This is a genomic window from Arthrobacter sp. S2(2024) (assembly GCF_036662515.1).
Lineage (GTDB): Bacteria > Actinomycetota > Actinomycetes > Actinomycetales > Micrococcaceae > Arthrobacter.
In genome coordinates this window covers 19,616-41,099 of record NZ_JAYKZI010000003.1, presented here as the reverse complement: position 1 = coordinate 41,099, position 21,484 = coordinate 19,616, and the positions used below count along the sequence as shown (strand labels likewise).

The window sequence follows — 21,484 nt, the reverse complement described above, 5'->3', positions numbered from 1 at the left end:
GTACTACGTGATGTCTACTTGGCTGCTTCGAGCAGGCTGGCGCGGACCGTCTTGGTGGCCTTGACCAGGTTGCGCAGGGACTCTTCGGTCTCGGCGTAGCCACGGGTCTTCAGGCCGCAGTCCGGGTTGACCCAGAGCTGGCGGGACGGAACGTGCTTGACGGCGGTGGACAGCAGCTCGGTGACTTCGGCCTCGCCCGGAACACGCGGCGAGTGGATGTCGTAGACGCCCGGACCAACGCCGCGGCCGAAGTGGTGCGCCTCGAGGTCGTGGACAACCTCCATGCGTGAACGTGCTGCTTCGATGGACGTAACGTCGGCGTCGAGGCCGTCGATCGCGTCAATGATCACGCCGAACTCCGAGTAGCAGAGGTGGGTGTGGATCTGGGTGGCGTCGGCGGCACCAGCGGTGGCCAGGCGGAAGGAGTCAACCGACCACTTCAGATAGGCTGCGTGGTCGGCCTTGCGCAGCGGCAGGAGTTCGCGCAGGGCGGGCTCGTCCACCTGGATGACCTTGATGCCGGCAGCCTCGAGATCGGCGATTTCGTCGCGCAGCGCCAGGCCCACCTGGTTGGCGGTCTCGCCCAGCGGCTGGTCGTCGCGGACGAAGGACCAGGCCAGGATGGTGACCGGACCGGTGAGCATGCCCTTCATCGGCTTGTTGGTGAGGGACTGCGCGTATTCGGCCCAAGCAACCGTGATGGGAGCCGAACGGGTGACATCGCCCCAAAGGATGGACGGACGGGTGCAACGCGAGCCGTAGGACTGGACCCAGCCGTGGACCGTGACGTCGAAGCCTTCGAGGTTCTCGGCGAAGTACTGGACCATGTCGTTGCGCTCGGGCTCGCCGTGCACCAGGACGTCGTAGCCGAGCTCTTCCTGCAGCTCGACAACGCGCTTGATCTCATCCTTCATGAGCTGTTCGTACTGCTCGTTGGTGAGGTCGCCCTTGTTGTTGCGGGCACGGGCGGAGCGGATTTCCGAGGTCTGGGGGAAGGAACCGATGGTGGTGGTGGGCAGCGGCGGCAGGTGAAGCGCTGCTTCCTGTGCGGCTTCGCGGACCGAGTACTCGGAGCGGTTGAAGTCGGCCTCGGTGAGGGCAGCGGTGCGGGCACGGACGTCGGCGCGCTGGACGCCTTCGGCGGTAGCGCGGGAGGCGATCACTGCGGAAGCTTCGTCGATGGCGGCCTTCGCGGAAGCCGGGTTGGCCAGGTAGTCGGCGAGGGTCTTGACCTCGACGGCCTTCTGGTCAGCGAAGGCGAGCCAGCTGCGGAGCTGCGCGGAGAGCTGGGTTTCCTCGGCAGTATCGTGCGGAACGTGCTGGGTGGAGGTGGAGGTGCTGACGGCGAGCTTGCCGGCCGCGGCCTTCAATTCGTCGAGCTTTGCGGCCGAGACCGCGAGGTCGTTGCGCCAGATGTTGTGGCCGTCGACGACTCCGGCAACCAGGGTCTTGTTGCCGAGGCCCGCCAGGGCTGCCGCGGACGGTACCGCGCCCTTGAAGACGTCGATGTGCAGGGCGTCGATGTTGGTGGCGGCAAGGGTACCGAGCTGGCCGTCGAGGGAGCCGTACGGGGTGGACACGAAGAGCTGGGGGCGCGCTGCGGCACCGGAGAGAACTTCGTAGGCACGGGCAACGGCAGCCTGGATTTCTTCGGCCGGGGTGTCCTGGTCGACGACGAGGGCGGGCTCGTCCAACTGGATCCAGCTGGCGCCGGCGGCGGCAAGCTTGCCGAGCAGCTCAACGTAGACCGGGAGGATGTCCTCGAGTCGGGACAGCGGGCCGAAGCCCGCAGGAGCGTCGTCCGAAGCCTTGGAAAGCAGAAGGTAGGTCACCGGGCCCACGATGTACGGGCGGGTCTCGATGCCGTTGGCCAGGGCGAACTCGAATTCCTCCACGATGCGGTTGGAGGCGAGCTTGAAGTCGGTCTCCGGGCCGATTTCCGGCACGAGGTAGTGGTAGTTGGTGTCGAACCACTTGGTCATTTCCAGCGGCTGCTGTTCCTTGTTGCCGCGGGCCAAGGTGAAGTAGCCATCGATGTCGAGCTGGCCTTCGGCGTTGAGCAACTGGCCGAAACGGGCCGGGACGGCACCCAAGTGAGCCGTGGCGTCGAGCACCTGGTCGTAGAAGGAGAAGGTGCCCGGAACGGCGGCGGCTTCGTTGAGGCCCAGTTCCTGGAGTCGCTTCGCTGTGGTCAGCTGGATGTCCTTGGCAGCGGCGTCAAGGGCAGCGGCGTCGATCTTGCCGGCCCAGTACGCTTCAACAGCCTTCTTGAGTTCACGACGGCGGCCGATGCGCGGGTAGCCGAGGAGGGATGCGGCGGGGAACTGGGTGATGTTCTGTTCAGTCATGGGATTTCCTTGGGGCAGTAGGTGCAAATCGATATGTCTAGGGGTGTGCGGAGCAGCGTTGGCTGATCAGCTGACGAGTTCTTGGCGGCGGGCGATGGCACTGAGCCTGCTGGCGGGCCTGGCCGGCCGGGGCAAGGCAAGCTTGTCCAGCACGTCCAGGGCGCAGGCGTGCTCGTTGAAGGTGTACAGGTGGATGCCCGGAGCACCGGCCTGGAGGGCGGCGTTGGCCAGGTCCACGGTGGCACGGACTCCGATCCTGCGCCGTTCGGCGTCGCTGTCCGCCGCGGCAAGGCGCTCGATGAGCTCCGGTGCCGGCTCGACGCCGGTGAGCTCGCCGAGGCGCTTGAGCCGGCGAAGGCTGGTCAGCGGCATGACGCCCGGGATGATCGGGATCGTGACGCCCGCACGCCGGGCCCGGGAGATCAGGTCCGCATATTGTTCGGTGTGGAAGAAGACCTGCGTGATGGCGAAGTCTGCGCCCGAACGCTGCTTCGCAAGCAGCACCTCGACGTCGTGCTCCACGCTCGGCGACTCAGGGTGGCGGGTGGGATAGGCGGCCACGCCAACGGCGATCTTGCCCGCGCACAGCAGGGCCGAACGTCGCTGTTCCACGCGGCGGATCAGTTCGATCAGGTCCTGGGCGTAGCGCAGCGAACCGTTGACTGGTTGGCCGCTGTCCTTGGGGAGGTCGCCACGCAGCGCAAGGATGCCGCGCACGCCGTTGTCCAGGAGCTCGCCGATGATCTCGGCCAATTCCTCCGGGGTGTTTCCAACGCAGGTCAGGTGGGCCAATGGCCGCAGGGTCGTTTCGAGCAGCAGCCGGTTGATGAGCTCGACGGCGGTGTCCCGGTTGGAGCCGCTGGCGCCGTAGGTGACCGAGACAAAGTCGGGGTCAGTGGCCTCGAGCTCCCCGATGGTCGTCCAGAGGGACGCCGCGGCGGCGGGAGAGCGGGGAGGGAAAAGTTCGTAGGACAGGGCAACGGGCGCCGCGCCGGTCAAGTTTGGATGGGTGTCGATGAGGCTTGGTGGTGACATTTGCGTCCTTGGCTGTGTGTCAGCGGGCCTGCGTTCACGGACTTGAAAGCCAGGTCCATGGACTGCAGAATCGGTGAATTGAGTTTGGGGATACACGCAACGAACTCCAGCAGGGCGCAGCCGCGACTGTTACGCCTGGAATGAAGTTGTCCGTGTGCAAATGTCAGGCCCACATGGGGGCACCCACACCCTCCTGCCTGCCTTCAAGAGGCAGATCCGGCGGAGGATCGCTGACACGTTACCGCGGTAACTTGAATACGACTCTAGATCGGGGTTCCGGGCGCCACAAATCCCCTGCCGAATTAAGACGCATTTTTACGCTAGGTTTCGCCTGATTTCTGAAGATTGTTCGCTTTGGCTAACGGCAGGGTTTAAAGCCGAAAACAGTACGCCACAGAGAAGCCCGTTGCGAGCCCTCCCCATGACGGTCCTGCAGGACTATTCTTTTGCCATGATCCAGCTTCCAGCCAGTTATCAGGAATACCTCGACGGCAAGGACGAGCGGTTCATCCAAACCGTCCGCCCCATCTTGATGCAATCGGCCGCGGACAAGCTTCACGGGGTGCGGGTGCTTTACAACCGCGGCCTCACCGGCCACCAAGCACACCTGGATGATTCCATCCCCTACGGCACCATCGTGGAGGACATCGACTGAGTCCTGGCTGTCGGCCGCTCAGCCCTTCATCGCGCCGGACAGCGCAAACGCGCTTCCCGAACCCTTGGCGACCACCGTGTAGAGGATAAGCACCGGGACCGAATACAAGATGGAGAACGCGGCGAGTTCCCCGTAGGCAATGGCTCCGTGCTGGCCAAAGAAGCTGAAGACAGACACCGCGGCCGGCTGCTTTGAGGTAGACAACAACAGGATGAACGGGACAAAGAAGTTCCCCCAGGCCTGGATGAAGACGAAGATGAACACCACTCCCAGCCCCTGCCTCATCAGGGGCACCACGATTCTCCGCAGCGTGGCCAGTCCCGAGGCGCCGTCCATCCAGGCGGCTTCCTCCAGCTCCAACGGCACGGAGTCCATGAAGTTCTTGGTCATCCAAATGGCCATCGGCAAGGTGGTGGTTGCCATGAAGAAAATGGTTGCCGGCATCGAGTCCAGCAATTGCAACTGTACGAACAGGCCGTAGACCGGCACCATGATCGCCGTGACCGGGAGCGAAGTGCCAAACAGGATCGCGTAGAGGAACGGCTTGTTGAATCGCGATTGGTAGCGGGACAGCGGATAGGCCGCGAGCACGGCAACCGCGAGGTTCACGACGGCGGTTCCGGCAGAGAGCAGGAAGCTGTTCACGAGCGGCTGGAAGAGCAGCCCGGGCGTCATCACGGCGGCGAAATTGGCGGGCGACGCCGATTGCGGCCACCGCGTCTCGTATCCGGCGTTCGGATCAACGGAGGCGAGAAGCAACCACGCAAGGGGCAGCACAAAGCACAGCCCAATCACGGCCAAAGCCGCATTGGCAGCGAAGCGCACGCGGAGCCGCCGCCCTGGTACCGCCGTCGGGCGCTTCCCGGCGAGCAGGGGCGCACGCCGCAGGGAGGTCACGGCTTCGCCCCGCGGATCAGCCTGACGTACACAGCCCCGAAGACCATGCCGATCAGGATCAATACCGAAGCGATCGCGGTGCCGTAGCCGATGTCTCCGAGCTTGAAGGCTTCCTGGTACGCCAGCACGGGCAAGGTGGTGCTCGCGTTGGAGGGACCACCGGCCGTCATCACCCAGATGAGGGTGAATACCGCGAGAGTCTGGAGGGTGATCAGCATGAGGTTCGTGGCGATGCTTCCCCGGATGATCGGCAGGGTGATGAAGGCCAGGCGTTGCCAACCCCTGGCGCCGTCCATGAGGGCGGCTTCGGAAATGTCGCGCGGGACCTGGGAAAGCGCGGCCCTGTAGACCAGCATCGAGAACGCGGTGCCGCGCCACACATTGGCCAGGATGATGGCGGCCATCGGAAAAGCGTAGAGCCAGTTGGTGCCTTGGACACCGAACATTGCCAAGAGCTGGTTGAGTGTGCCGTCTTGGCTGAAGTACGCGTAGGCCGCGAAGGCCGCCACGATCTCCGGCAGGATCCACGCCGCGACCACCACCGTGCCCACCAGCGACGCCGTCGCTCCCCCGGATCTCGTCATCAACAGGGCGATGACCAGGCCCAGGGCGTTCTGTCCGAGGATCGCGGAAACGCCCACGAAAATTACCGTCAGCCATGCCGAGAGCGGAAAGACCGAATCCGTCAGCATCCGCGCGTAGTTGTCCAGGCCGACCCATTGGGGGTTCAAGGCCGCCTTGCCGGACAATGCGGCGTTGGTGAAGGAGGCGTAGAAGGACCACGCCACAGGTGCCACCATGAAGAAGGCCAACATCAGTATTGACGGCAAAACCGGCAACAAGCGGAGCCTGCGACGCAGAGCCTTTCGGACGGGCGATCTGCGTCGCAGGGAACCGCGGTTGAGGGAATCAGGGACTGCCATGCGTCATTTCTGCATGACCTTGGCGTCGCCGACGAGTTTCTTGACCGAAGCGTCGTATTCGGCTGCGGCTTCCGCGGGGTTTTGTTTGCCGGTGATGACAGCCTCGGTGGCTTGTTGGACCGCGAGGGAGATCTTCGGATAGTCGGCGGTTGCCGGGCGATAGTGGGTGACGCCCACCAAATCGGAAACATCCTTCACGAACGGGTTGGCCGCTTGGTATCCGGGATCGGAAGCGACATCGGTGCGGACGGCGATCTGCGAGTTGTTCACGTCAAACGCCAAGGCATTCTTCTTGTTCACGGCAGTGGTCAGGAACTTGAAGGCCAGGTCCGGGGTCTTGGTCTTCGCGCCGACGGCGAGCGTCCATCCACCGGACATGCTCACGCCACCGGGATCCTGTCCACGCTGTGTCGGGAACATGGCCACTCCCATGTCCTGCGCATAGCCGGCCCATTCGTAGGAGCCGCCCTTCTGCCAGAAAGACGGCGCGTAGGAGCCTTCCACGGTGGCACCCATTTTGCCTTGCGGCAGCCACTGTCCAAAGACTTTCTTCCAGACGTTCGAATCGAGGGCATCCGCAGGGGTCACGGAAAGCTTCTCGTCGTAGAGGGTCTTCAGGAACTGGAGCGAGTCGGTGAACCCCTTGGAACCCACAACCCACTTTTTGTCGCTTTCCGAATACAGGGAGCTTCCCGTTCCATAGAGCAATTCGTAGAAGCTCTGCATGACGGTTCCCTCACCGGTGCCTTTTCCGGCGTACATGCTGAAGGGAATCACGCCCGGATCCGCGGCCTTCATCGTGCGGGCCGCAACCAGGATGTCTTCCCAGGTCTTCGGCTGCCAGGGCACCGAGATGCCGGCCTTCTGGAGGACTGTCTTGTTATACCAGATGGCCCTCGTGTCAGTGCCGAGCGGGACGGCGTAGATGCTGCCGTCGTCACCGCGTCCCGCGGCCTTGGCACCCTCGTTGAACTTGGACCACTCGTCCCACGCGGCCAGCTGCGAGTCGAGTTTCAGCAAGTATCCGGCGTCGACGTCCGAGCGGACCTTGAAGGTGTCCTCGTAGAAGACGTCCGGAGCCGTGTCCGGGGAACGCTGGGCCAGCGCGAGCTTGGTGCCGTAATCGTCGTCGTTGGCTTGGATGGGCTCCAAGTCCACGGTGACGCCGGCGTTTGCCGCCTCGAATTCCTGCTTGGCGTCCTGGAAGACTTTGTCCAGGGCGGTGAAGGAGTCCGTCTTTTGATAGACGATCTTGATGGTTTGTTTGTTAACGGCTTGCGGTTGGGCAGAGCAGGCGGCCGAGGCCAAAAGGCCTACGACGCCGAGCAGTGCTGCTCCGATCCGGACTGGGCGACGCATGACGCTCCGATCTTCAAGCGGCTGCAGCCCCCACACTTCAGCTGGCCCAGCCTGTTACCGATATTGATAAATGCGGCCCTGCGACGCAGGACGTGGTGAAGGCCTCAGCCTTCCAAGAGGAGCCGCTGGGCGCGCGGCGCAAGCGTATGTTCCAGCACCAGGCAGGCCGCGCCGATGGCGCCGACATCTTCGCCCACTCCGGTCCCGACAACCTCGATGCCGTGGATGCTGTTGGCGGCGCTGTTGGCCGCGAGCAAGGGCGGAATGCGATCCAGGTAACGTTCGGACATCCGGCCCCAGAACGGGCCGCCAAACACGACGCGTTCGACGTCGAGGGTGTTGGTCACCACCGCGACCGCCCGGGCAACCAGCACCGCCGACTTGTCTATGATCGCGATGGCCCGTTCGTCACCTGCATCCGCGGCATCGCAAAGCCGGGCAAAGCCTTCCTGGACCTCCGGGCCTTCGGTGCCTTTGCGGCCACCGTTCAGGACACCTTGCTCTTCGGCTTCGGCCACGAGCACCTGCGGGATGCAGGAGGACTTGACGCAACCGCGCAGGCCGCAATCGCATGCTGGCCCGTCCGGATCGACAATGATGTGTCCGATCTCACCGGCGTTGCCGGACGTTCCACGGACAACTTCGTCATTCAAGACGATGCCGCAACCAATACCGGTACCCATATACATGAAGATAAAACTTCCGGTGCCGCTGGCCCCGCCCGCCCAGGTTTCGGCGACGGCCGCGCTGGTAACGTCCTTGTCCACAAGGGTCTCGAGCCCGGTGGCTTCGGCAAGGGCGTCCCTCAAGTGCACCCGGTCCCAACCCGTCATGAGGGGCGGATCCACGACCGTACCCTCGTCAAGGTCTATGGGGCCCGGCGCCGCGACGCCAAGTCCCGCGATCTTTCCCGTATCAACACCGGAATCTTCGATCAGCGCCTTGATTTCCTCCGCTATGGCGGCGATGACGCGCTGCGGATTGCTTCCGGCCGGCGTGGGAATCCTGGAGTGCTTCACAACGTCTCCGACCAGGTCCAGGACCACGGTGGTGATGACCGCAGGATCGAGATGGACGCCAAGCGCGTACATTCCGGAAGGGTTCAGGCGCAGGATGGTGCGGGGCTTGCCCGGGCCGCTGCCTTCCTTGCCCGCTTCGACAATGAGATGTTGATCCAGGAGGCGGCGGGAGATGTTCGAAATGGTCTGCGGTGAAAGGCCGACAATCTGGGCGAGTTCCACCCGGCTCAGTCCGCCGGACGAACGCCTGATGGCGTCGAGAATGACGGTCAGGTTGAAGTCCCCCATGCGGGGCAGATTGGTTCCGCGCCTCGGAGTCGGCTGGCGGATCTCAGTCACGGATTCCCCTAAAATCATTCGAATAATGCTGTTGCATTTGCATCGTACGGCACCTGTGCTTGTCCCGGTATGCCCACACGCTGCCCAGGCGTAATGGACCCGGATATTGCTGATCGGAGGCCCCCGAATATGGCACTCATGCCGCAGGCCGAGCTGGACATCACCGCAGGGTTGGTGAGGAGTTTGCTCGAAGATCAGCTGCCAGGGCTCGCCGACCTTCCCTTGGAGTTGGTGGCCAACGGCTGGGACAACGTCATGTACCGGCTCGGCAAGGAGTGGGCCGTCCGCTTGCCGCGCCGGGAGGCGGCAGCGCAGCTGATACTGCATGAGCAGCACTATCTCCCCGGGTATGCCAAGCGTTCGCCAGTGCCCCTCCCCAGCCCCATCCATTCGGGGCGGCCATCCGCGGATTATCCATGGCCGTGGAGCGTGACTCCTTGGTTGGAGGGACTCTCCGCGGCGCGGGCGTCCCAGGAGTTACGGAACGCGGCAGCCGAGGACCTTGCCGCGTTCCTCGTCGCCATCCACGTTCCGGCCCCACCGGGCGCGCCCGTCAATCCCGTCCGGGGGGTGCCTTTGGCAGCGAGGTCCGGCGTGGTTATGGAGCGGCTCGACGATTCCAGCCGCTATCCGCAGGCGGCACGGTTGCGGACGCTCTTTTCCGAGGCCTGCGGGGCGCCGCCGTGGGACGGCCCCGGGCTGTGGCTGCATGGAGATCTCCACCCGGCCAACGTCCTCCTGCGGCCCGACGGCCGCCTCGCCGCCGTCGTCGACTTCGGCGACCTCGGGGCCGGGGATCCCGCCGTCGACCTCGCCGTGGCATGGTTGATGTTCGACGGCGGTGCGCGGCGCCGTTTCATGGCGGCCTTCGGAGGCGCGGTGGACGCCGCTACGTGGGCCCGGTCCCGCGGCTGGGCTGTGGTCCTTGCGACGGCGATGGTCAGTTTCTCGGATGACAATCCGCGGATGGCGGGAATCGGGCACTTCGGGGTGGAGCAGTTGCTGTCGGAAGCGCTCTGATGGTTAACGTTTGATACTGCGCGTCACGGTGAATTTCGGGTTGCGGCCGATTTCGGTGGTGGGACCGATCAGCCTTTCGAGCGCCGCGCGGTACTGCAAATGGCTGTTGTAGACAGTCCAGAGTTCGCCGCCGGAAGACAGGACCCTCGCCGCGGCATCGAACATCTTCGTGGCCGCCCCGGCATGGACGCTTGCGCCGAGGTGGAACGGCGGGTTCAGCAGGATGAGGTCGGCGCTGCCCGGTTCGAAAGTGGACATGGCGTCGTCCTGGACTACCGTGATGCGATCTGCCAGTCCGTTGGCTGCCGCGGTTGCCCTCGCGGAAGCGACGGCTGCCGCCGATTGGTCCGTCGCCGTAACCCGGGCGTCGGGATGCTTCCGGGAGTAGATCGTGGCGAGGATCCCGGTACCGCAGCCGAGGTCTACCGCGTGCCGCGCTCCAGGGATCCTGTCCAGGAAGCCCAAGAGGAAACGCGTGCCGATATCCAGCTTCGTGCCCGAAAACGCACCCCCGTGGGCGCAGACCGTCATCCCCAGCTCCGTGTTCTGTTCCGAGACCGGGAAGGGCTCCGGAGTGTCCGGCCGCTTGGGACCGGCGGCAAGCAGGACACGTGACTTCCGTTGCGCAAGCTGCGGCTGCACCGATTCGAAGCGGCGTTCAAGGACGGCGTTCATCCCCAGGGACATGTGCTTGACGCGACCTCCGGCGAGCAGGACGGCACCCGGCGCCGCAAAGCGCGCAACGGCGTCGACGATTTCTTCCAGTTCCGCGAGGGCCTTGGGCAGCTGCATGATCACCAGTTCGGCGCCGTCGAGCAGGCCGGCGCCCAGCTCGAACTGATCAAAGCGGCCGGACATCCCGGACGCCTCGGCGTTCCGCTGCAGCGCGAGCCTGCCGGCGTAGAGGTCCTGTGTCACCCGGACGTGCCCGACGCCGAGCGCCGCCAAGGCGCCGAGGGTCAGGGCTCCGTAGCGGTCGCCGATCACCGCAACGCGGGATTCCGGATTACTGAGGTAGCCCGCCGCGGTCTCAAGGAGGAGCCGGTCGGTGGCGTCATGCGCCTGCAGGTTCTCCGCCTCGACGTCGGGAAAGCGGCGCAGGGTGCCGAAGAGCGTCTCAAGGTGTGCATCCAGCTCGGTCAAGGTCACGGTGCACCAATCTATCCCCCTCAGGAACCCTCGACAACACGGGGGTGGCGGAGGATGGTAGAGATTGCAAGTAATCGACCGTCTGACCGCTGCTGAAGGCACGGCACGCGCCGCAAGCAGCCCGGACATCAGGGTCCGCTGCGAAGGGCGAGCCACGTTGCGGACCTGGAAGACCAGGCTCCCACTCCCCTTGTGAGCAGACCATGACTGTCAACCTCGTCACTCAGCTTGAAGTAAAGTCGCACAATTCCCCCGATGAAGTTCGCCGCCCGGAGAAAACCGTGGTGGAAAACGTCACTGTTGGTGACTACACGATCGGCCGCCTCAGCTTCGAACCGGGCTGGAGCTGGGCGGACTGCATCAAACCGGTGGTCCAAACGGATTCCTGCCAGCTCAACCACGTGGGTTACTGCATTGCCGGCGCACTGGAAGTCGAGACCAGCGACGGCAAGAAGATCAGCATCTCCAAAGGAGATTCGTACACCATTCCGCCCGGACACAACGCCTGGGTGGTAGGCGACGAGACCTACTCGGCGATCGAGTTTGTCAGCGCGGCAGAATATGGAGTCAAGCGCGAGTAGCACGGGGGCATCCACGGCTTTCCACGGAGAGACGAAAAAGGGAACCACCCGCTTGGGTGGTTCCCTTTTCTTGTGGTGGAGCTGAGGGGACTCGAACCCCTGACCCCCTGCATGCCATGCAGGTGCGCTACCAGCTGCGCCACAGCCCCGAACTTTGCTCACCGGGACTTCCATCCCCGCCGGAGCAACTCGTCAATACTAAACCACAAGGATGTGAGATAGGAAATCGAACGCCGTCGGCACCCGGACCGAGGATGTGCGGTAGGACAGATGAGGTGCGGTCGATTGCTCGGCCGCACCTCCCCCCATTACTGCCCTTCAACTAGTTGCCGCAAACACAACGAGCCGCTGGACTGAAGTCTAGAGACTGGCCGCCCATTAAACAAACCGTTCAACCGGTTTATGACCGGTTGGGCTCCCGGGAAACGTGGTAGGCGGAAGAAAATTCACCAAGGGCACTGCTGAACGTTTCCGGTTCGAGCCCGGAGATCCGCCAAAGGCCTCCGGAGGAATACCAGTGATCCCTCGTCACCAAGTCAACCTGATGGCTACTGAATCCTGCCGCGCGCAAGGCCGGGCCTGCCTGTTCGTCATCTCCCAGGAACTTGGGGCACTCCACACCGAATACCCGGGCAACGCTCTCCAGGAGGGATGACACCGGAACAGGTTCCGGATATGCGGCATGGAAAGCGCGCCCGGGTTGCCGGGGTGCCAACGCAAGCCCGGAAAGCAGCCTGCCAAGGGCCTCGACGCCGATGATCGAAAGCAGCGCCGAACCATCGCCCGGCCACCCGCCAGCAACCTTCATCAGCCTGAGCAGGCCCGGAACAAACCAGCGGTCTCCCGCACCGAACACGAGGTTGGGGCGAACAACTTCGCCGCCGTAGCCGAGAACCAGCTGTTCGGCAACGGCACGGGTGGCGCTGGCAACCGAGGCCGGGTGATATCCCACCTCGGATTCAAGAATGCCGCGGTGGGGACCGCTCCCGTAAACACTGCACGTACTGACATAGATCAGCCGGGCTACCCCGGCTTCCCGGCACTGCTCAACGACGTGACCGGTGCCGGCCTCGTTGATCGCATGGGCAAGGCGAGGCTCGGCGCCCACATAGGATGCTGCGTGGATGACCACATCCGTACCGGCCAAGAAGGGAATCAGGCTCCCCGGGACGGAAATGTCAGCGGTCGCAATGGTAGCGTTGTTGTTTCGTAGTCTTGCAACCGGTTTTCGTGAGAGTGCAACAACGTGCGCCCCTCCGGATCCGGCGAGTGAGGCTACAACCCGGCTTCCAATGAAACCGGACGAACCGAGGACCAGTACCCGGGGCACATGGTCAACACATGTTGACATGTCCCCCACCGATCTTCGGGTCCGTCAGTTTCATGTACTCAAGTATCCCGGACGCAGAAACCGGAGAGGTCTCCACGCGGATCATGCAACAACGTGCCAAAGCCACCCGAACGGCAGTCATCGAGGGTGCAGCGTCGATCTTTGAAGAGGTCGGTTACGGGAATGCAAGCCTGAGCGACGTCACTGAGCGCGCCTCGGTCACTAAAGGCGCGCTCTATTTCCATTTCAAATCGAAGGAAGACCTGGCGCTTGCCGTCATCGCCGAACAGCACAACATCGTGCGTGTCGCCGGGGAGAAGATCGCCGCCGCGGGACTGCCAGCGCTCGAGACCATGATCGCCATGTGCCGGACATTCGGCCAACAGCTACTCGATGAGCCAATCGTCAGGGCCGGAATCCGGCTGACCTTCGAAGCTTCGGCGTTCAATGGAGACGTCAAAGGTCCCTACCAGGACTGGGTAACCACCATGGAGATGCTGACGCGCCAAGCCCAATTGGACGGTGACGTGCGGCCCGAGGTCGAGGCCGCAGACTTCGCACGGTATTTGGTTGCGTCTTTCACGGGCGTCCAGATGGTTTCCAACGTGCTGACAGAACGGCGCGACGTTCTCAAAAGGATTGACGACATGTGGGGTTTCATGATGCCGGCATTAATGCCCAGCCACCCGCAAGGCCCAGGGACGCCCTGAATCAATGCGGCGTTTTGACCTGAGCCACCAAGGACATCAGAGTCTCTTCTTCGTGCAACAACCGGACTCTCATCACACCATGGGCGGCATGTGATTCGAGTCGAGTCACAACAACATCCACGGGATAGCTGAACTCAACCAACTTCATGAATTCCGCCTCAAACAGGGCAAAATCGACATCCGGCCGGGAACACGCTGCGCGCGCAGCCTGCCTTGCGGCCTCCACCAAGAGCATTCCCGGGACGTGGTCCAGCGGATGGTCAAAGAAGATGGGGTGGGTTGGGTCAACCCGCAGCGGCCAGACGAAGGGGCGCGAGCTTGGCCCGAGCATCACGTTCCGCTGGGTGGCATGCCCGACGTCGGCACACGCCAGCAAGTCTTCTCCAGCGGCCGGCAATACAGTGGGGACCGCCCCGCGCAATCGCTGGTACGTCGCAGGATTCACAATGCGGGCCGCCGCGGCCCCTTCCCCGATGGGAGTGCCGTCAACAACGAACCGAGCAGTGACAGTCAGGGCGGACAACTGCCCTCCACTGAGCTTCATATCCTTCACGTCAAGTTCGACCGCAACTTGCGCAGGTACCAGGGGATCCAGGAGCGCGGCTTCTACCGAGATGCTCATGTACGGCATGAGGAACTTGTGGGTCAAGGGCACTCCGCACAAATGGGACATGAAGATTACCGCCTGCCTCAATGTCTCAGCCATGAGCGCCGAATCAGGCGAACCGTCCGGCGACCCATAAAAAACGTGCCATCGCGGCCACTGCGCTCCCGCAATGAACCGCCTTGAACTTGTTTGGACAAAGTCAGTCAAGAAGACTTCCGAAACGGAGCGCTTATGAACGAGCTCCCGCTTGACGGAAGCCTCGAAGAGCGCTTCATCGCGCATTGGGTCCCCCCACTCCTCCCAAAATCTGCCAGAGCAGCGATCGCTACTGTTGCGCCCCTTATTAAACGACCAAATCCTATCGGCACGCTGTGCCCATCGGATGATCGAAGCCGGCGAACTACCCAGATTGACATACCTACTGGTCGGTTTGTAACGTGGCAATATGGAGTTCGGCGACACAGGCAGTACGCCCAAGGGCGCGGCCACACGGAATGAGATCCTTCGAGTTGCCGCGGACGTTTTTGCGCGCAAGGGGTTCGAGCAGACCCGGATGGACGACATCATCCGCGAAGTCGGGCTCACGAAGGGAGCCATCTACTTCCACTTCTCTTCGAAAGCAATGTTGGCCCAGGCCGTCGTCGACGAGCAAAAGTCACGTTGGCTGCGTCGCGTGCAAGAAGAAATTCTGAGCAAGAACAACCCGCTGGAGGAGTTGCGCAGCCTCGGGGAGTTCATGGTCAGAACAGTCCTGAGCGACTCTTCCGCGTGGGGCGTGGTGCATTTGGCGAATCAACTGGCATCCACGAAGGAGCACCCCGGTGGCGCCTCTCCCCTGGCCGCATGGGTGGATCTCGTGGCCGGCATCCTTCAAAGGGGCCGCGCAAGCGGCGTCCTGGCGTTTTCAGGCGATCCCGGCGACGCGGCAACGGTTATCGTGGCCGCATTCGACGGGTTGAAGTCGGTCACCGATGCCCTTGACCCCAAAGATCTCGATGCCTTCGAGAGACGCGCGAACCTGCTGTTGCAATTCCTCGAGCAGCAGTTCATTTCCAGCCAGTAATGCAGCAGGCCACGAGCCTGAGACTTCGACTCGTGGGCAAAAAACAAACCGCACAGTCAGTTTATTAACAGTCGGAACGTAGGAGAAGAAAATGAACATTTCAGCCAAAACAGCCCTCATCACTGGAGCCTCTACGGGCATTGGTTCGGTCTTCGCCCGCAGACTTGCCGCTGAGGGCGCACGCTTGATCCTGGTTGCGCGCAGCCAGGACAAACTTGACGCGCTTGCGGCTGAACTCCGCGGGCACGGCACTGAAGTGACCGTCCTTGCCATGGACTTGAGCCTTCCGGACTCCGCAAAGGAACTCCAGCTCGCCACCGATTCGCTGGGACTCACAGTGGACATCCTGGTCAACAACGCGGGATTCGGAACACACGGACAAGTCGTCCAAGCGGACGCCGACCGCTACGCCGAACAGATCCAGTTGAACTGCTCCACCTTGGTCGGTACCAGCACACGCTACTTGCCTGGTATGGCTGAGCGCGGCTCGGGGGCCATCATCAACATCGCGAGTACGGCCGCATTCCAGCCGATACCCCACATGGCCGTCTACGGCGCGACGAAGGCGTTTGTGCTCTCCTTCACCCAAGCGCTGTGGGCGGAGACTCAAGGAACGGGCGTGAAGGTCCTTGCCGTTTGCCCGGGGGCTACGGACACACCCTTCTTTGACATCGCCGGCGAGGCAGCAGCCGCCGGATCCTTGCGGACCCCGGAGCAGGTGGTGGACACCGCCATGTCCGCGATCCGCGGGAACAAGCCGAGCGTCGTGGATGGCCGGCTCAACTCCTTTGTTGCCCGGGTGGCCGTCAAGCTGCTCCCGGAGAAGCTGGTAATCGCAGCCGCGGGACGAGCCGTCCGCCCAGCCAACTAGTCCCCACGGCCACCCTCGCCCCGCAAGTCCCCAACTGACTAGCAGCAGGTGTCGTTATAGGCCCTCAAAACGACATCTACTGCGAGTCAGTTGGGTGCCCGCCCGTTAGGTTCCCTGGATGATTCCGATCTGGACCACTCCGGTGTTGACCAGTGTCTTGGCCAGGTAGACGACCTGGCCGGAGTGCTCCACGGTCTGGGTCAGGATCAGCACCGGGTCCTGGGCATCCAGCTCAAGCAGCTCGCCGCGCGCGACGCCCGGGGTGCCTGCTGCGATGTCGGTCTCGCCGGGACCAAAGGCCGGGCCAATAGCCGAGATCAAGTTAGCCAGCAGCGTGGCCTCTCCCTGAACGTCTTCCACGATGGCGCGTGCCGCTTCAGGGTCACGATCAATGAGACCCCCCTTGCTTGCGACGTGCTCTTGGACCAAGGCGATAGGAGAGCCGTCCCGTGTGAGGACGCTCTCGAAGAACCAGGAGGGCTCCTCTTCGCGGATTCCGAGGGGCTCTGCGGTAAACACCGACGACGACGGGTGCAATACGTGCTGCGTACGGCTGACCCGGATAGCCGATCCGGCCTCAGCGAGAATCTCCTCCATGGGCCTGATCCGTTCAAGGCCAACCCGCGGCAGGCGCGTGGCCACAAAACGTCCAATGCCCCGGCGGGACCGCACATAGCCGTCTTCCTCGAGGAGCATGAGCGCCTCACGGACCACCGTCCGGCTGACCTTCATTGCCGAACCAAGATCAGTTTCCGAAGGCAACAGCGAGGAAACAGGGAAATGCCCCGCCCTGATGGCGTTCATGATGCGCGAGTACACGGCAACACGGAGCGGGATGTTGGCCGTAGCATCCAACGGCTCCGAAAGAACGGCTTCAGCACTGCGGTCCAAGATGGCTCCCTTCGTCGATGTTCAGAGTTTACGCGATGGGTATTCCGAGCTTGTATAACAAGCGTGTATGATGCACATATAAGCCATCCTGTGCTCTGCGCCACACCTGCATCGAGCCGCCCCCAGAAGCCGTTTTGTTTCAAACAAGGAAGTTTGTCCATGACCACCCAAGCCACCAGCACCGCAGGGCTCCCCCTTCGGCGAAAAGCAGCGCGAGTGCCCGTCCTCATCGCCACGCTCATCCTTTCGATCCTCAGTTACCAGCTCAACGCCAGCCTGTTCTCGGCGGCCCTCCCGGCCATGGCCGCCCATTTCCAGGAATCCACCGAAAACGTGGCCAAAGTCCAGTCGCTGTTCTTCCTGACCGGCGCCGTCCTGGGCATGGCGTTTTCGCGATGGAGCGACTTCCTGGGACGCCGCCGCACCTTGCTGATCGTCCTCTCGATGATGTTGTGCGGCACGGTCCTATGCCTGTGGGCGCCGAACCTGACCGTCCTTCTCGTGGGCCGGGTCCTGCAAAGTGCCACGAGCGCCACGTTCACCATTTCCTTCCTGCTTCTGTCCGAGCGCTTCAGCAAACGCCTCTTCGGCATTTCCGTCGGCGTCATTTCGGCGGTCAACGGCGGCATCGGCGGACTCGACGGCTTCCTGGGCGGTTTCATCACCGACACGATCGGATGGCAGTTCCTCTTTGTCCTTGTCCTCGGTGTGGGCGTGCTGGCGATCGTGTTGGTCGCCGTCGTCGTCCCGAAAAGGGCCGCCCGGACACGGGAAGGACGCATGGACTGGTGGGGCGCGGGCACCCTGGGCACGTTCCTGGTTCTCTTGAGCAACCTGATCGGACAGGCTTCCACGTCCGGATGGGGCGATATCTGGACCCTTGGATATCTCGCCGGCGCCGTGATTGCCGGGCTGGCGTTCGTGGCCGTGGAAAAGAGGGTTGCGCGTCCCCTGATCGCCATCGAACAGTTGCGATCCCGCCAGGTATGGCCGGTTTTGGCGAGCACGGTGCTGACCCTTGCCGGTATCTTCTCGGCGTTGAACTTCACCGTGATCCTCCTCAGCCAGGACGCACACGCGGGATACGGACTATCCGCCTCCATGTCAGCCCTCCTGTACCTGACGCCTACAGCGTTCGTGGGTGTGCTCACTGCGGTGTTCTCCGGCTGGTTCGCGCAGCGCATCGGCTGGTTCAAGGCCCTGCGGATCAGCAGCGGGCTGATCGTCGTCGCGGCAGTCGCGGTGGCAATCTTTGCCGCGGACCGCTGGATGGTCTTCGCCTTGCTGATCATCATGGGAGTCCTTTATCTCGGCCAGTTCCAGAGCACCGTCAGCGGGATCGCCGTGCTGAATTCACCCAAATCGGCGCCCGGTTCCGTGCCCGGCCTGAATGGAGCATGCTTTGGAATCGGAGCCAGTGTGGGAATCGCCGTCGTCGCACCCGCCGTCGCCGCCGGAACCATCGCCGGTTACCAAACTGCCCTGTGGATCTCGGCAGGCTTCGCCCTGGCGGCTTTTGCTGCTTCCCTGATCCTCCGCCCCGTCGCTGCGAGCGCCGCAGCGGCACCTGCCGCCGTCGCCGCCCATGCTTAAGCCCGAACCCACGTCACCAAAACCCCGAAGGAGCACCATGACCACCACCACACCGCAGCCGTTCTACCTCGATTGCGATACCGGCATCGACGATTCCCTGGCCATCGCCTATCTCCTGGCCAGCCCAGAGGTGGAGCTGGCCGGGATCGGAACCGTCAGCGGCAACGTCAGCGCCGCAACCGGGGCCGTGAACACCTTGAATCTGCTCCATGCTGCGGGCCGGGCCGGGATCCCGGTTGCCGTGGGTGCCCACGATCCCCTCATGGGGACGTTCGACGGCGGGGCGCCGCACGTTCACGGCGAGAACGGCATCGGCGGGATCACCTTGGAAGACGCCGGACTGACGGTGGAACCAGAGACTGCCGCGGAGATTCTGGTGCGGCTCGCCAACGAGTATCCGGGTGAATTGCGCGTCATCGCCGTAGGCCCGCTCACCAATCTGGCCCTCGCGCTGCAGCTGGACCCGAACCTCCCGGCACTCGTCCGCGATGTCACGATCATGGGCGGAGCCGCGTTTGTGCCGGGCAACATCAGCCCCGTCGCCGAGGCCAACATCTTCAACGACGCCGAGGCCGCGGCCGTGGTGATGGAAGCCGACTGGCCGGTCACGTTGGTGCCCCTGGATGTCACCATGAACCACCGCTTCGATGAGGCCCATCGTGCGGCGCTCGGAACTGCCGGACATCCGGTGGCCAGCGCACTGTCGGGCATGCTCGTCCAGTACTTCGCCTTCTACAACACGATTTTCGGTGAACACTGCGCCGCCCTCCACGATCCGCTGGCGGCCGCAATCGCCGTGGGTGCCCTCGAGCTCGACGACGCCCCGTACGTTGGAATTTCCGTGGATACGAGTAAGGGTGAGGCCCACGGCAAGACCCGCTGTGAGCGGCTCGACGGCGAAGCCGCCGGCGTGCGGGAGGTGCCGGACCGGGCATCGCGGGTTGTGCTGTCCGTCAAGGGCGACGCCGCGGCACACCTCTTGGAGCGGATCCTGTCCCTGCCGGCAGCGAACTGAAGCGGCTTTTGATGAACACTTCGTTACCCGCCAAGCCAAGCCAGGCCGACCTTGAGTTCCTGCACCGCGCCATTTCGCTCGCGCGGGCTGCCCGGGATCGCGGCGACCACCCGTTCGGTGCACTCCTGTTGGCCCCGGACGGAACCCTCGTGGAAGCCATGAATACCGTCAACACGGAACACGATCCCACCGGGCATGCCGAGACCAATTTGGTCCGATTGAGCGCCAGGAAACTCGATGCCGCGGCACTGGCCGGCAGCACTTTGTACACGAGCACCGAACCGTGTGCCATGTGCACCGGTGCCATCTATTGGGCGGGAATCGGGCGCGTGGTCTATGCCTTGTCCGAGAAGGACCTTGCCTCGATCGTCACCGAGCAGTCGGGCGTGCCCACCCTTGACCTGCCCTGCCGCGAAGTCCTTGCCCACGGCGGCAACACCGTCGCCGTGACCGGCCCGGTTCCGCTTCCCGAGGCGACAGAAGTCCACCGTGGCTTCTGGCACTAGGCCGGAAACCCGACCCCGCAATCCAGCACCATCCGAAGGACAACTCATGCCCCACCCCAGCACGCTCACTGTTGTCGGCAGCCTCAACGTCGATCTCACGTGCCGCGTCCATCGCTTGCCGTCCCCCGGTGAAACCATCGGCGGCGGCACGCTCACCCGCCAGCCCGGCGGAAAGGGAGGCAACCAGGCCGCGGCAGCTGCCCGGCTCGCCCGTGCCGCCCGCATGGTGGGCGCAGTCGGCGCGGATCCGGATGGCCGGCTTCTGACGGAGGCCCTGGACCGGGCAGGGGTTGACACTTCGGCAGTGGAGCAGGTTTCCGCACCAACCGGCACCGCCTTGATCGTGATCGACAACGAGGGCGAAAACCAGATCGCCGTGGCTCCGGGAGCCAACGCCATGGTTTCGCTGGAACGCGCTGATTTCTCGGATGGCGGGCCGGTACTCGCACAGCTTGAGATCGCCGTCGAAACCGTACTGGAAGCCGCGCGCCGCACCACCGGGTTCTTCGCCCTCAACGCGGCCCCGGCACAGGCACTCCCGGCAGAGCTTCTTGAACGGTGCGATCTGGTGATCGTCAACGAGTCGGAGTACGAGCTCATCCCCCAGCTTCGGAGCGCCAAACGCGTGGCCGTGACGTATGGTGCGGGCGGGGCGTCGATGTACACGCAAGGGGTCAAGACCGCCCATGCGCCCGCGACGAGGACGAGCGTCGTCAACAGCGTGGGGGCCGGCGACGCCTTCTGTGCGGCGCTCGTCCTCGCACTTGCGTCGGGCCTAGACGAGGAAAGCAGCCTCGCGGCGGCCTGCGCGGTGGGGGCCGCCGCCGTCGGGAGCGAGCTTTCGCAACCGGAGTTCGCGCGGCTGGAACACTACCTGCCGAACTAGGAATCCGGACTTGGGATCATCCCGGTGTGCTGGACGCCGCCCGGCAACAGCGAACCGCGGGCCGCACCCACCATGCCCTCCACTGCGCGGGCCAAGTGCGTTCCGCGGTCGCTGACGCCGTCCCAGCGCACCAGCGCCTGGGCGTTCAGTCCGTCCACCATGCCCAGGATCTGCCAGGCCACAGACGGAGCGTCGAACGTGTCGAACTCACCGGCGTCGATCCCCGCCTCAACCACGCGCTGCACCACGGCCTGCCATGCATCCATCTGCTCACGGACGCAGGCTGCGAGCGCCTCGTTCCGGCGCCCCAGGGTCCACGCCTCCACCCAGATGGCTGTGACGTCCAGGCGGCTGCTGTCCATGAGCGTTTCAAGGAGCATGCCGAGCTGTTCCAAGGGAGTCGGCTGCGCCTCCAGAAGGCCGGCAACCTCCTCGGTCTCCGCCGCCACGATGGTCGAGAAGATCCCCGCCACCAAGGCCTCCGCGTTGGGCTGATAATGCGCGACGAGGCCCGAGGCCACCCCTACCCGCGCTGCAACGTTCCGCAGCGTAATGGCGGAAAGCCCCTGCTCAAGCGCTATTTCCTTGGCGGCCTCGGCTATTTCGGCCGCGCGTTCGGCCGGCGTCTTCCGCGCAGCGCGTTTCTGTATGGTGCTTGACATCACACAACAGTCTAAAGTAGTTTTC

At 63.7% G+C, this 21,484-nt stretch carries 21 protein-coding genes and 1 tRNA gene; 10 read left to right on the top strand and 12 right to left on the bottom strand.

The features are described 5' to 3' along the window. Positions 1-14 precede the first annotated feature (14 nt). Positions 15-2,348: a 5-methyltetrahydropteroyltriglutamate--homocysteine S-methyltransferase gene (metE, locus tag VLA65_RS06740; protein ID WP_332602085.1), complete on the bottom strand. Its 2,334-nt coding sequence runs from the start codon at positions 2,346-2,348 to the stop codon at positions 15-17. A 66-nt stretch (positions 2,349-2,414) separates the two neighbouring features. Continuing rightward, positions 2,415-3,383, bottom strand: coding sequence for a methylenetetrahydrofolate reductase (locus tag VLA65_RS06735; protein ID WP_332602084.1), 969 nt, complete (start codon positions 3,381-3,383; stop codon positions 2,415-2,417). Between the two features lie 451 nt (positions 3,384-3,834). Between VLA65_RS06735 and VLA65_RS06730 the strand changes: the two genes are divergently transcribed. Next, positions 3,835-4,038, top strand: coding sequence for a hypothetical protein (locus VLA65_RS06730; protein WP_113990700.1), 204 nt, complete (start codon positions 3,835-3,837; stop codon positions 4,036-4,038). Between the two features lie 18 nt (positions 4,039-4,056). Here the strand turns inward: VLA65_RS06730 and VLA65_RS06725 are convergent, their stop codons facing one another. The 4 genes from VLA65_RS06725 to VLA65_RS06710 form a co-directional block, all read right to left on the bottom strand. Next, on the bottom strand, positions 4,057-4,911 hold the full coding sequence (locus tag VLA65_RS06725) for a carbohydrate ABC transporter permease (RefSeq protein WP_284988320.1): 855 nt from the start codon (positions 4,909-4,911) through the stop codon (positions 4,057-4,059). A 20-nt stretch (positions 4,912-4,931) separates the two neighbouring features. Next, the gene (locus tag VLA65_RS06720; RefSeq protein WP_332602334.1) at positions 4,932-5,750 is read right to left on the bottom strand and encodes a carbohydrate ABC transporter permease; all 819 of its coding nucleotides are present in this window, start codon (positions 5,748-5,750) and stop codon (positions 4,932-4,934) included. Positions 5,751-5,861: 111 nt separating this feature from the next. Continuing rightward, positions 5,862-7,217: an extracellular solute-binding protein gene (locus tag VLA65_RS06715; protein WP_332602083.1), complete on the bottom strand. Its 1,356-nt coding sequence runs from the start codon at positions 7,215-7,217 to the stop codon at positions 5,862-5,864. A gap of 104 nt (positions 7,218-7,321) precedes the next feature. Next, a complete protein-coding gene (locus VLA65_RS06710; RefSeq protein ID WP_284988286.1) occupies positions 7,322-8,575 on the bottom strand; it encodes an ROK family transcriptional regulator in 1,254 nt (417 codons plus the stop codon). A 129-nt stretch (positions 8,576-8,704) separates the two neighbouring features. Between VLA65_RS06710 and VLA65_RS06705 the strand changes: the two genes are divergently transcribed. Then, the gene (locus VLA65_RS06705) at positions 8,705-9,595 is read left to right on the top strand and encodes an aminoglycoside phosphotransferase family protein (RefSeq protein ID WP_332602082.1); all 891 of its coding nucleotides are present in this window, start codon (positions 8,705-8,707) and stop codon (positions 9,593-9,595) included. A 3-nt stretch (positions 9,596-9,598) separates the two neighbouring features. Here the strand turns inward: VLA65_RS06705 and VLA65_RS06700 are convergent, their stop codons facing one another. Next, a complete protein-coding gene (locus tag VLA65_RS06700; protein WP_442880269.1) occupies positions 9,599-10,738 on the bottom strand; it encodes a class I SAM-dependent methyltransferase in 1,140 nt (379 codons plus the stop codon). 209 nt (positions 10,739-10,947) lie between these two features. Here VLA65_RS06700 and VLA65_RS06695 point away from each other — a divergent pair, with 209 nt between their 5' ends. After that, complete coding sequence (locus tag VLA65_RS06695) at positions 10,948-11,325, top strand: cupin domain-containing protein (protein WP_059389338.1); 378 nt, start codon at positions 10,948-10,950, stop codon at positions 11,323-11,325. Between the two features lie 73 nt (positions 11,326-11,398). Here VLA65_RS06695 and VLA65_RS06690 read toward each other — a convergent pair. Further along, positions 11,399-11,474 (bottom strand) — tRNA-Ala (locus VLA65_RS06690). Positions 11,475-11,725: 251 nt separating this feature from the next. Next, on the bottom strand, positions 11,726-12,676 hold the full coding sequence (locus VLA65_RS06685) for an NAD-dependent epimerase/dehydratase family protein (protein WP_306959484.1): 951 nt from the start codon (positions 12,674-12,676) through the stop codon (positions 11,726-11,728). On the opposite strand from VLA65_RS06685, the gene VLA65_RS06680 reads away from it, so the two are divergent. Next, a complete protein-coding gene (locus tag VLA65_RS06680) occupies positions 12,667-13,365 on the top strand; it encodes a ScbR family autoregulator-binding transcription factor (RefSeq protein ID WP_332602080.1) in 699 nt (232 codons plus the stop codon). The two genes, VLA65_RS06685 and VLA65_RS06680, sit on opposite strands and share 10 nt — an antisense overlap. Position 13,366: 1 nt before the next feature. On the opposite strand, the gene VLA65_RS06675 is transcribed toward VLA65_RS06680, so the two are convergent. Beyond that, positions 13,367-14,254 carry a ScbA/BarX family gamma-butyrolactone biosynthesis protein gene (locus VLA65_RS06675; RefSeq protein WP_284988291.1) on the bottom strand — a complete coding sequence of 296 codons (888 nt, stop codon included), beginning with the start codon at positions 14,252-14,254 and terminating at the stop codon, positions 13,367-13,369. Between the two features lie 163 nt (positions 14,255-14,417). Between VLA65_RS06675 and VLA65_RS06670 the strand changes: the two genes are divergently transcribed. Next, the gene (locus VLA65_RS06670; protein WP_059389342.1) at positions 14,418-15,035 is read left to right on the top strand and encodes a TetR/AcrR family transcriptional regulator; all 618 of its coding nucleotides are present in this window, start codon (positions 14,418-14,420) and stop codon (positions 15,033-15,035) included. Between the two features lie 91 nt (positions 15,036-15,126). Then, positions 15,127-15,906: an SDR family NAD(P)-dependent oxidoreductase gene (locus tag VLA65_RS06665; protein ID WP_284988292.1), complete on the top strand. Its 780-nt coding sequence runs from the start codon at positions 15,127-15,129 to the stop codon at positions 15,904-15,906. A gap of 105 nt (positions 15,907-16,011) precedes the next feature. Here VLA65_RS06665 and VLA65_RS06660 read toward each other — a convergent pair whose 3' ends face one another. Next, entirely contained in the window at positions 16,012-16,797 is a 786-nt protein-coding gene (locus VLA65_RS06660) for a GntR family transcriptional regulator (protein WP_306959477.1), read from the bottom strand. Between the two features lie 159 nt (positions 16,798-16,956). On the opposite strand from VLA65_RS06660, the gene VLA65_RS06655 reads away from it, so the two are divergent. From VLA65_RS06655 to VLA65_RS06640, 4 genes are read left to right on the top strand one after another with little or no spacing between them, the layout of a single operon-like run. Next, the gene (locus VLA65_RS06655; RefSeq protein ID WP_306959475.1) at positions 16,957-18,390 is read left to right on the top strand and encodes an MFS transporter; all 1,434 of its coding nucleotides are present in this window, start codon (positions 16,957-16,959) and stop codon (positions 18,388-18,390) included. Between the two features lie 37 nt (positions 18,391-18,427). Further along, positions 18,428-19,405 (top strand): nucleoside hydrolase, encoded by a 978-nt coding sequence (locus VLA65_RS06650; protein WP_307052961.1) that lies wholly within the window; start codon positions 18,428-18,430, stop codon positions 19,403-19,405. Between the two features lie 11 nt (positions 19,406-19,416). Then, positions 19,417-19,911: a nucleoside deaminase gene (locus VLA65_RS06645; RefSeq protein WP_284988296.1), complete on the top strand. Its 495-nt coding sequence runs from the start codon at positions 19,417-19,419 to the stop codon at positions 19,909-19,911. Between the two features lie 46 nt (positions 19,912-19,957). Further along, positions 19,958-20,797, top strand: a complete 840-nt coding sequence (locus tag VLA65_RS06640) for a ribokinase (RefSeq protein WP_307052960.1) — start codon at positions 19,958-19,960, stop codon at positions 20,795-20,797. On the opposite strand, the gene VLA65_RS06635 is transcribed toward VLA65_RS06640, so the two are convergent. Then, positions 20,794-21,459 carry a TetR/AcrR family transcriptional regulator gene (locus VLA65_RS06635; RefSeq protein WP_307052959.1) on the bottom strand — a complete coding sequence of 222 codons (666 nt, stop codon included), beginning with the start codon at positions 21,457-21,459 and terminating at the stop codon, positions 20,794-20,796. The genes VLA65_RS06640 and VLA65_RS06635 overlap by 4 nt on opposite strands. Positions 21,460-21,484: the final 25 nt, after the last annotated feature.

Bases quoted from the DNA above. Each gene is read 5' to 3' on its own strand.
- metE (WP_332602085.1), bottom strand. From the start codon at position 2,348: ATGACTGAACAGAACATCACCCAGTTCCCCGCCGCATCCCTCCTCGGC.
- VLA65_RS06735 (WP_332602084.1), bottom strand. From the start codon at position 3,383: ATGTCACCACCAAGCCTCATCGACACCCATCCAAACTTGACCGGCGCG.
- VLA65_RS06730 (WP_113990700.1), top strand. From the start codon at position 3,835: ATGATCCAGCTTCCAGCCAGTTATCAGGAATACCTCGACGGCAAGGAC.
- VLA65_RS06720 (WP_332602334.1), bottom strand. From the start codon at position 5,750: ATGTTGGCCTTCTTCATGGTGGCACCTGTGGCGTGGTCCTTCTACGCC.
- VLA65_RS06715 (WP_332602083.1), bottom strand. From the start codon at position 7,217: ATGCGTCGCCCAGTCCGGATCGGAGCAGCACTGCTCGGCGTCGTAGGC.
- VLA65_RS06705 (WP_332602082.1), top strand. From the start codon at position 8,705: ATGGCACTCATGCCGCAGGCCGAGCTGGACATCACCGCAGGGTTGGTG.
- VLA65_RS06695 (WP_059389338.1), top strand. From the start codon at position 10,948: ATGACTGTCAACCTCGTCACTCAGCTTGAAGTAAAGTCGCACAATTCC.
- VLA65_RS06680 (WP_332602080.1), top strand. From the start codon at position 12,667: ATGTTGACATGTCCCCCACCGATCTTCGGGTCCGTCAGTTTCATGTAC.
- VLA65_RS06685 (WP_306959484.1), bottom strand. From the start codon at position 12,676: ATGTCAACATGTGTTGACCATGTGCCCCGGGTACTGGTCCTCGGTTCG.
- VLA65_RS06675 (WP_284988291.1), bottom strand. From the start codon at position 14,254: ATGCGCGATGAAGCGCTCTTCGAGGCTTCCGTCAAGCGGGAGCTCGTT.
- VLA65_RS06670 (WP_059389342.1), top strand. From the start codon at position 14,418: ATGGAGTTCGGCGACACAGGCAGTACGCCCAAGGGCGCGGCCACACGG.
- VLA65_RS06665 (WP_284988292.1), top strand. From the start codon at position 15,127: ATGAACATTTCAGCCAAAACAGCCCTCATCACTGGAGCCTCTACGGGC.
- VLA65_RS06655 (WP_306959475.1), top strand. From the start codon at position 16,957: ATGACCACCCAAGCCACCAGCACCGCAGGGCTCCCCCTTCGGCGAAAA.
- VLA65_RS06650 (WP_307052961.1), top strand. From the start codon at position 18,428: ATGACCACCACCACACCGCAGCCGTTCTACCTCGATTGCGATACCGGC.
- VLA65_RS06645 (WP_284988296.1), top strand. From the start codon at position 19,417: ATGAACACTTCGTTACCCGCCAAGCCAAGCCAGGCCGACCTTGAGTTC.
- VLA65_RS06640 (WP_307052960.1), top strand. From the start codon at position 19,958: ATGCCCCACCCCAGCACGCTCACTGTTGTCGGCAGCCTCAACGTCGAT.
- VLA65_RS06635 (WP_307052959.1), bottom strand. From the start codon at position 21,459: ATGTCAAGCACCATACAGAAACGCGCTGCGCGGAAGACGCCGGCCGAA.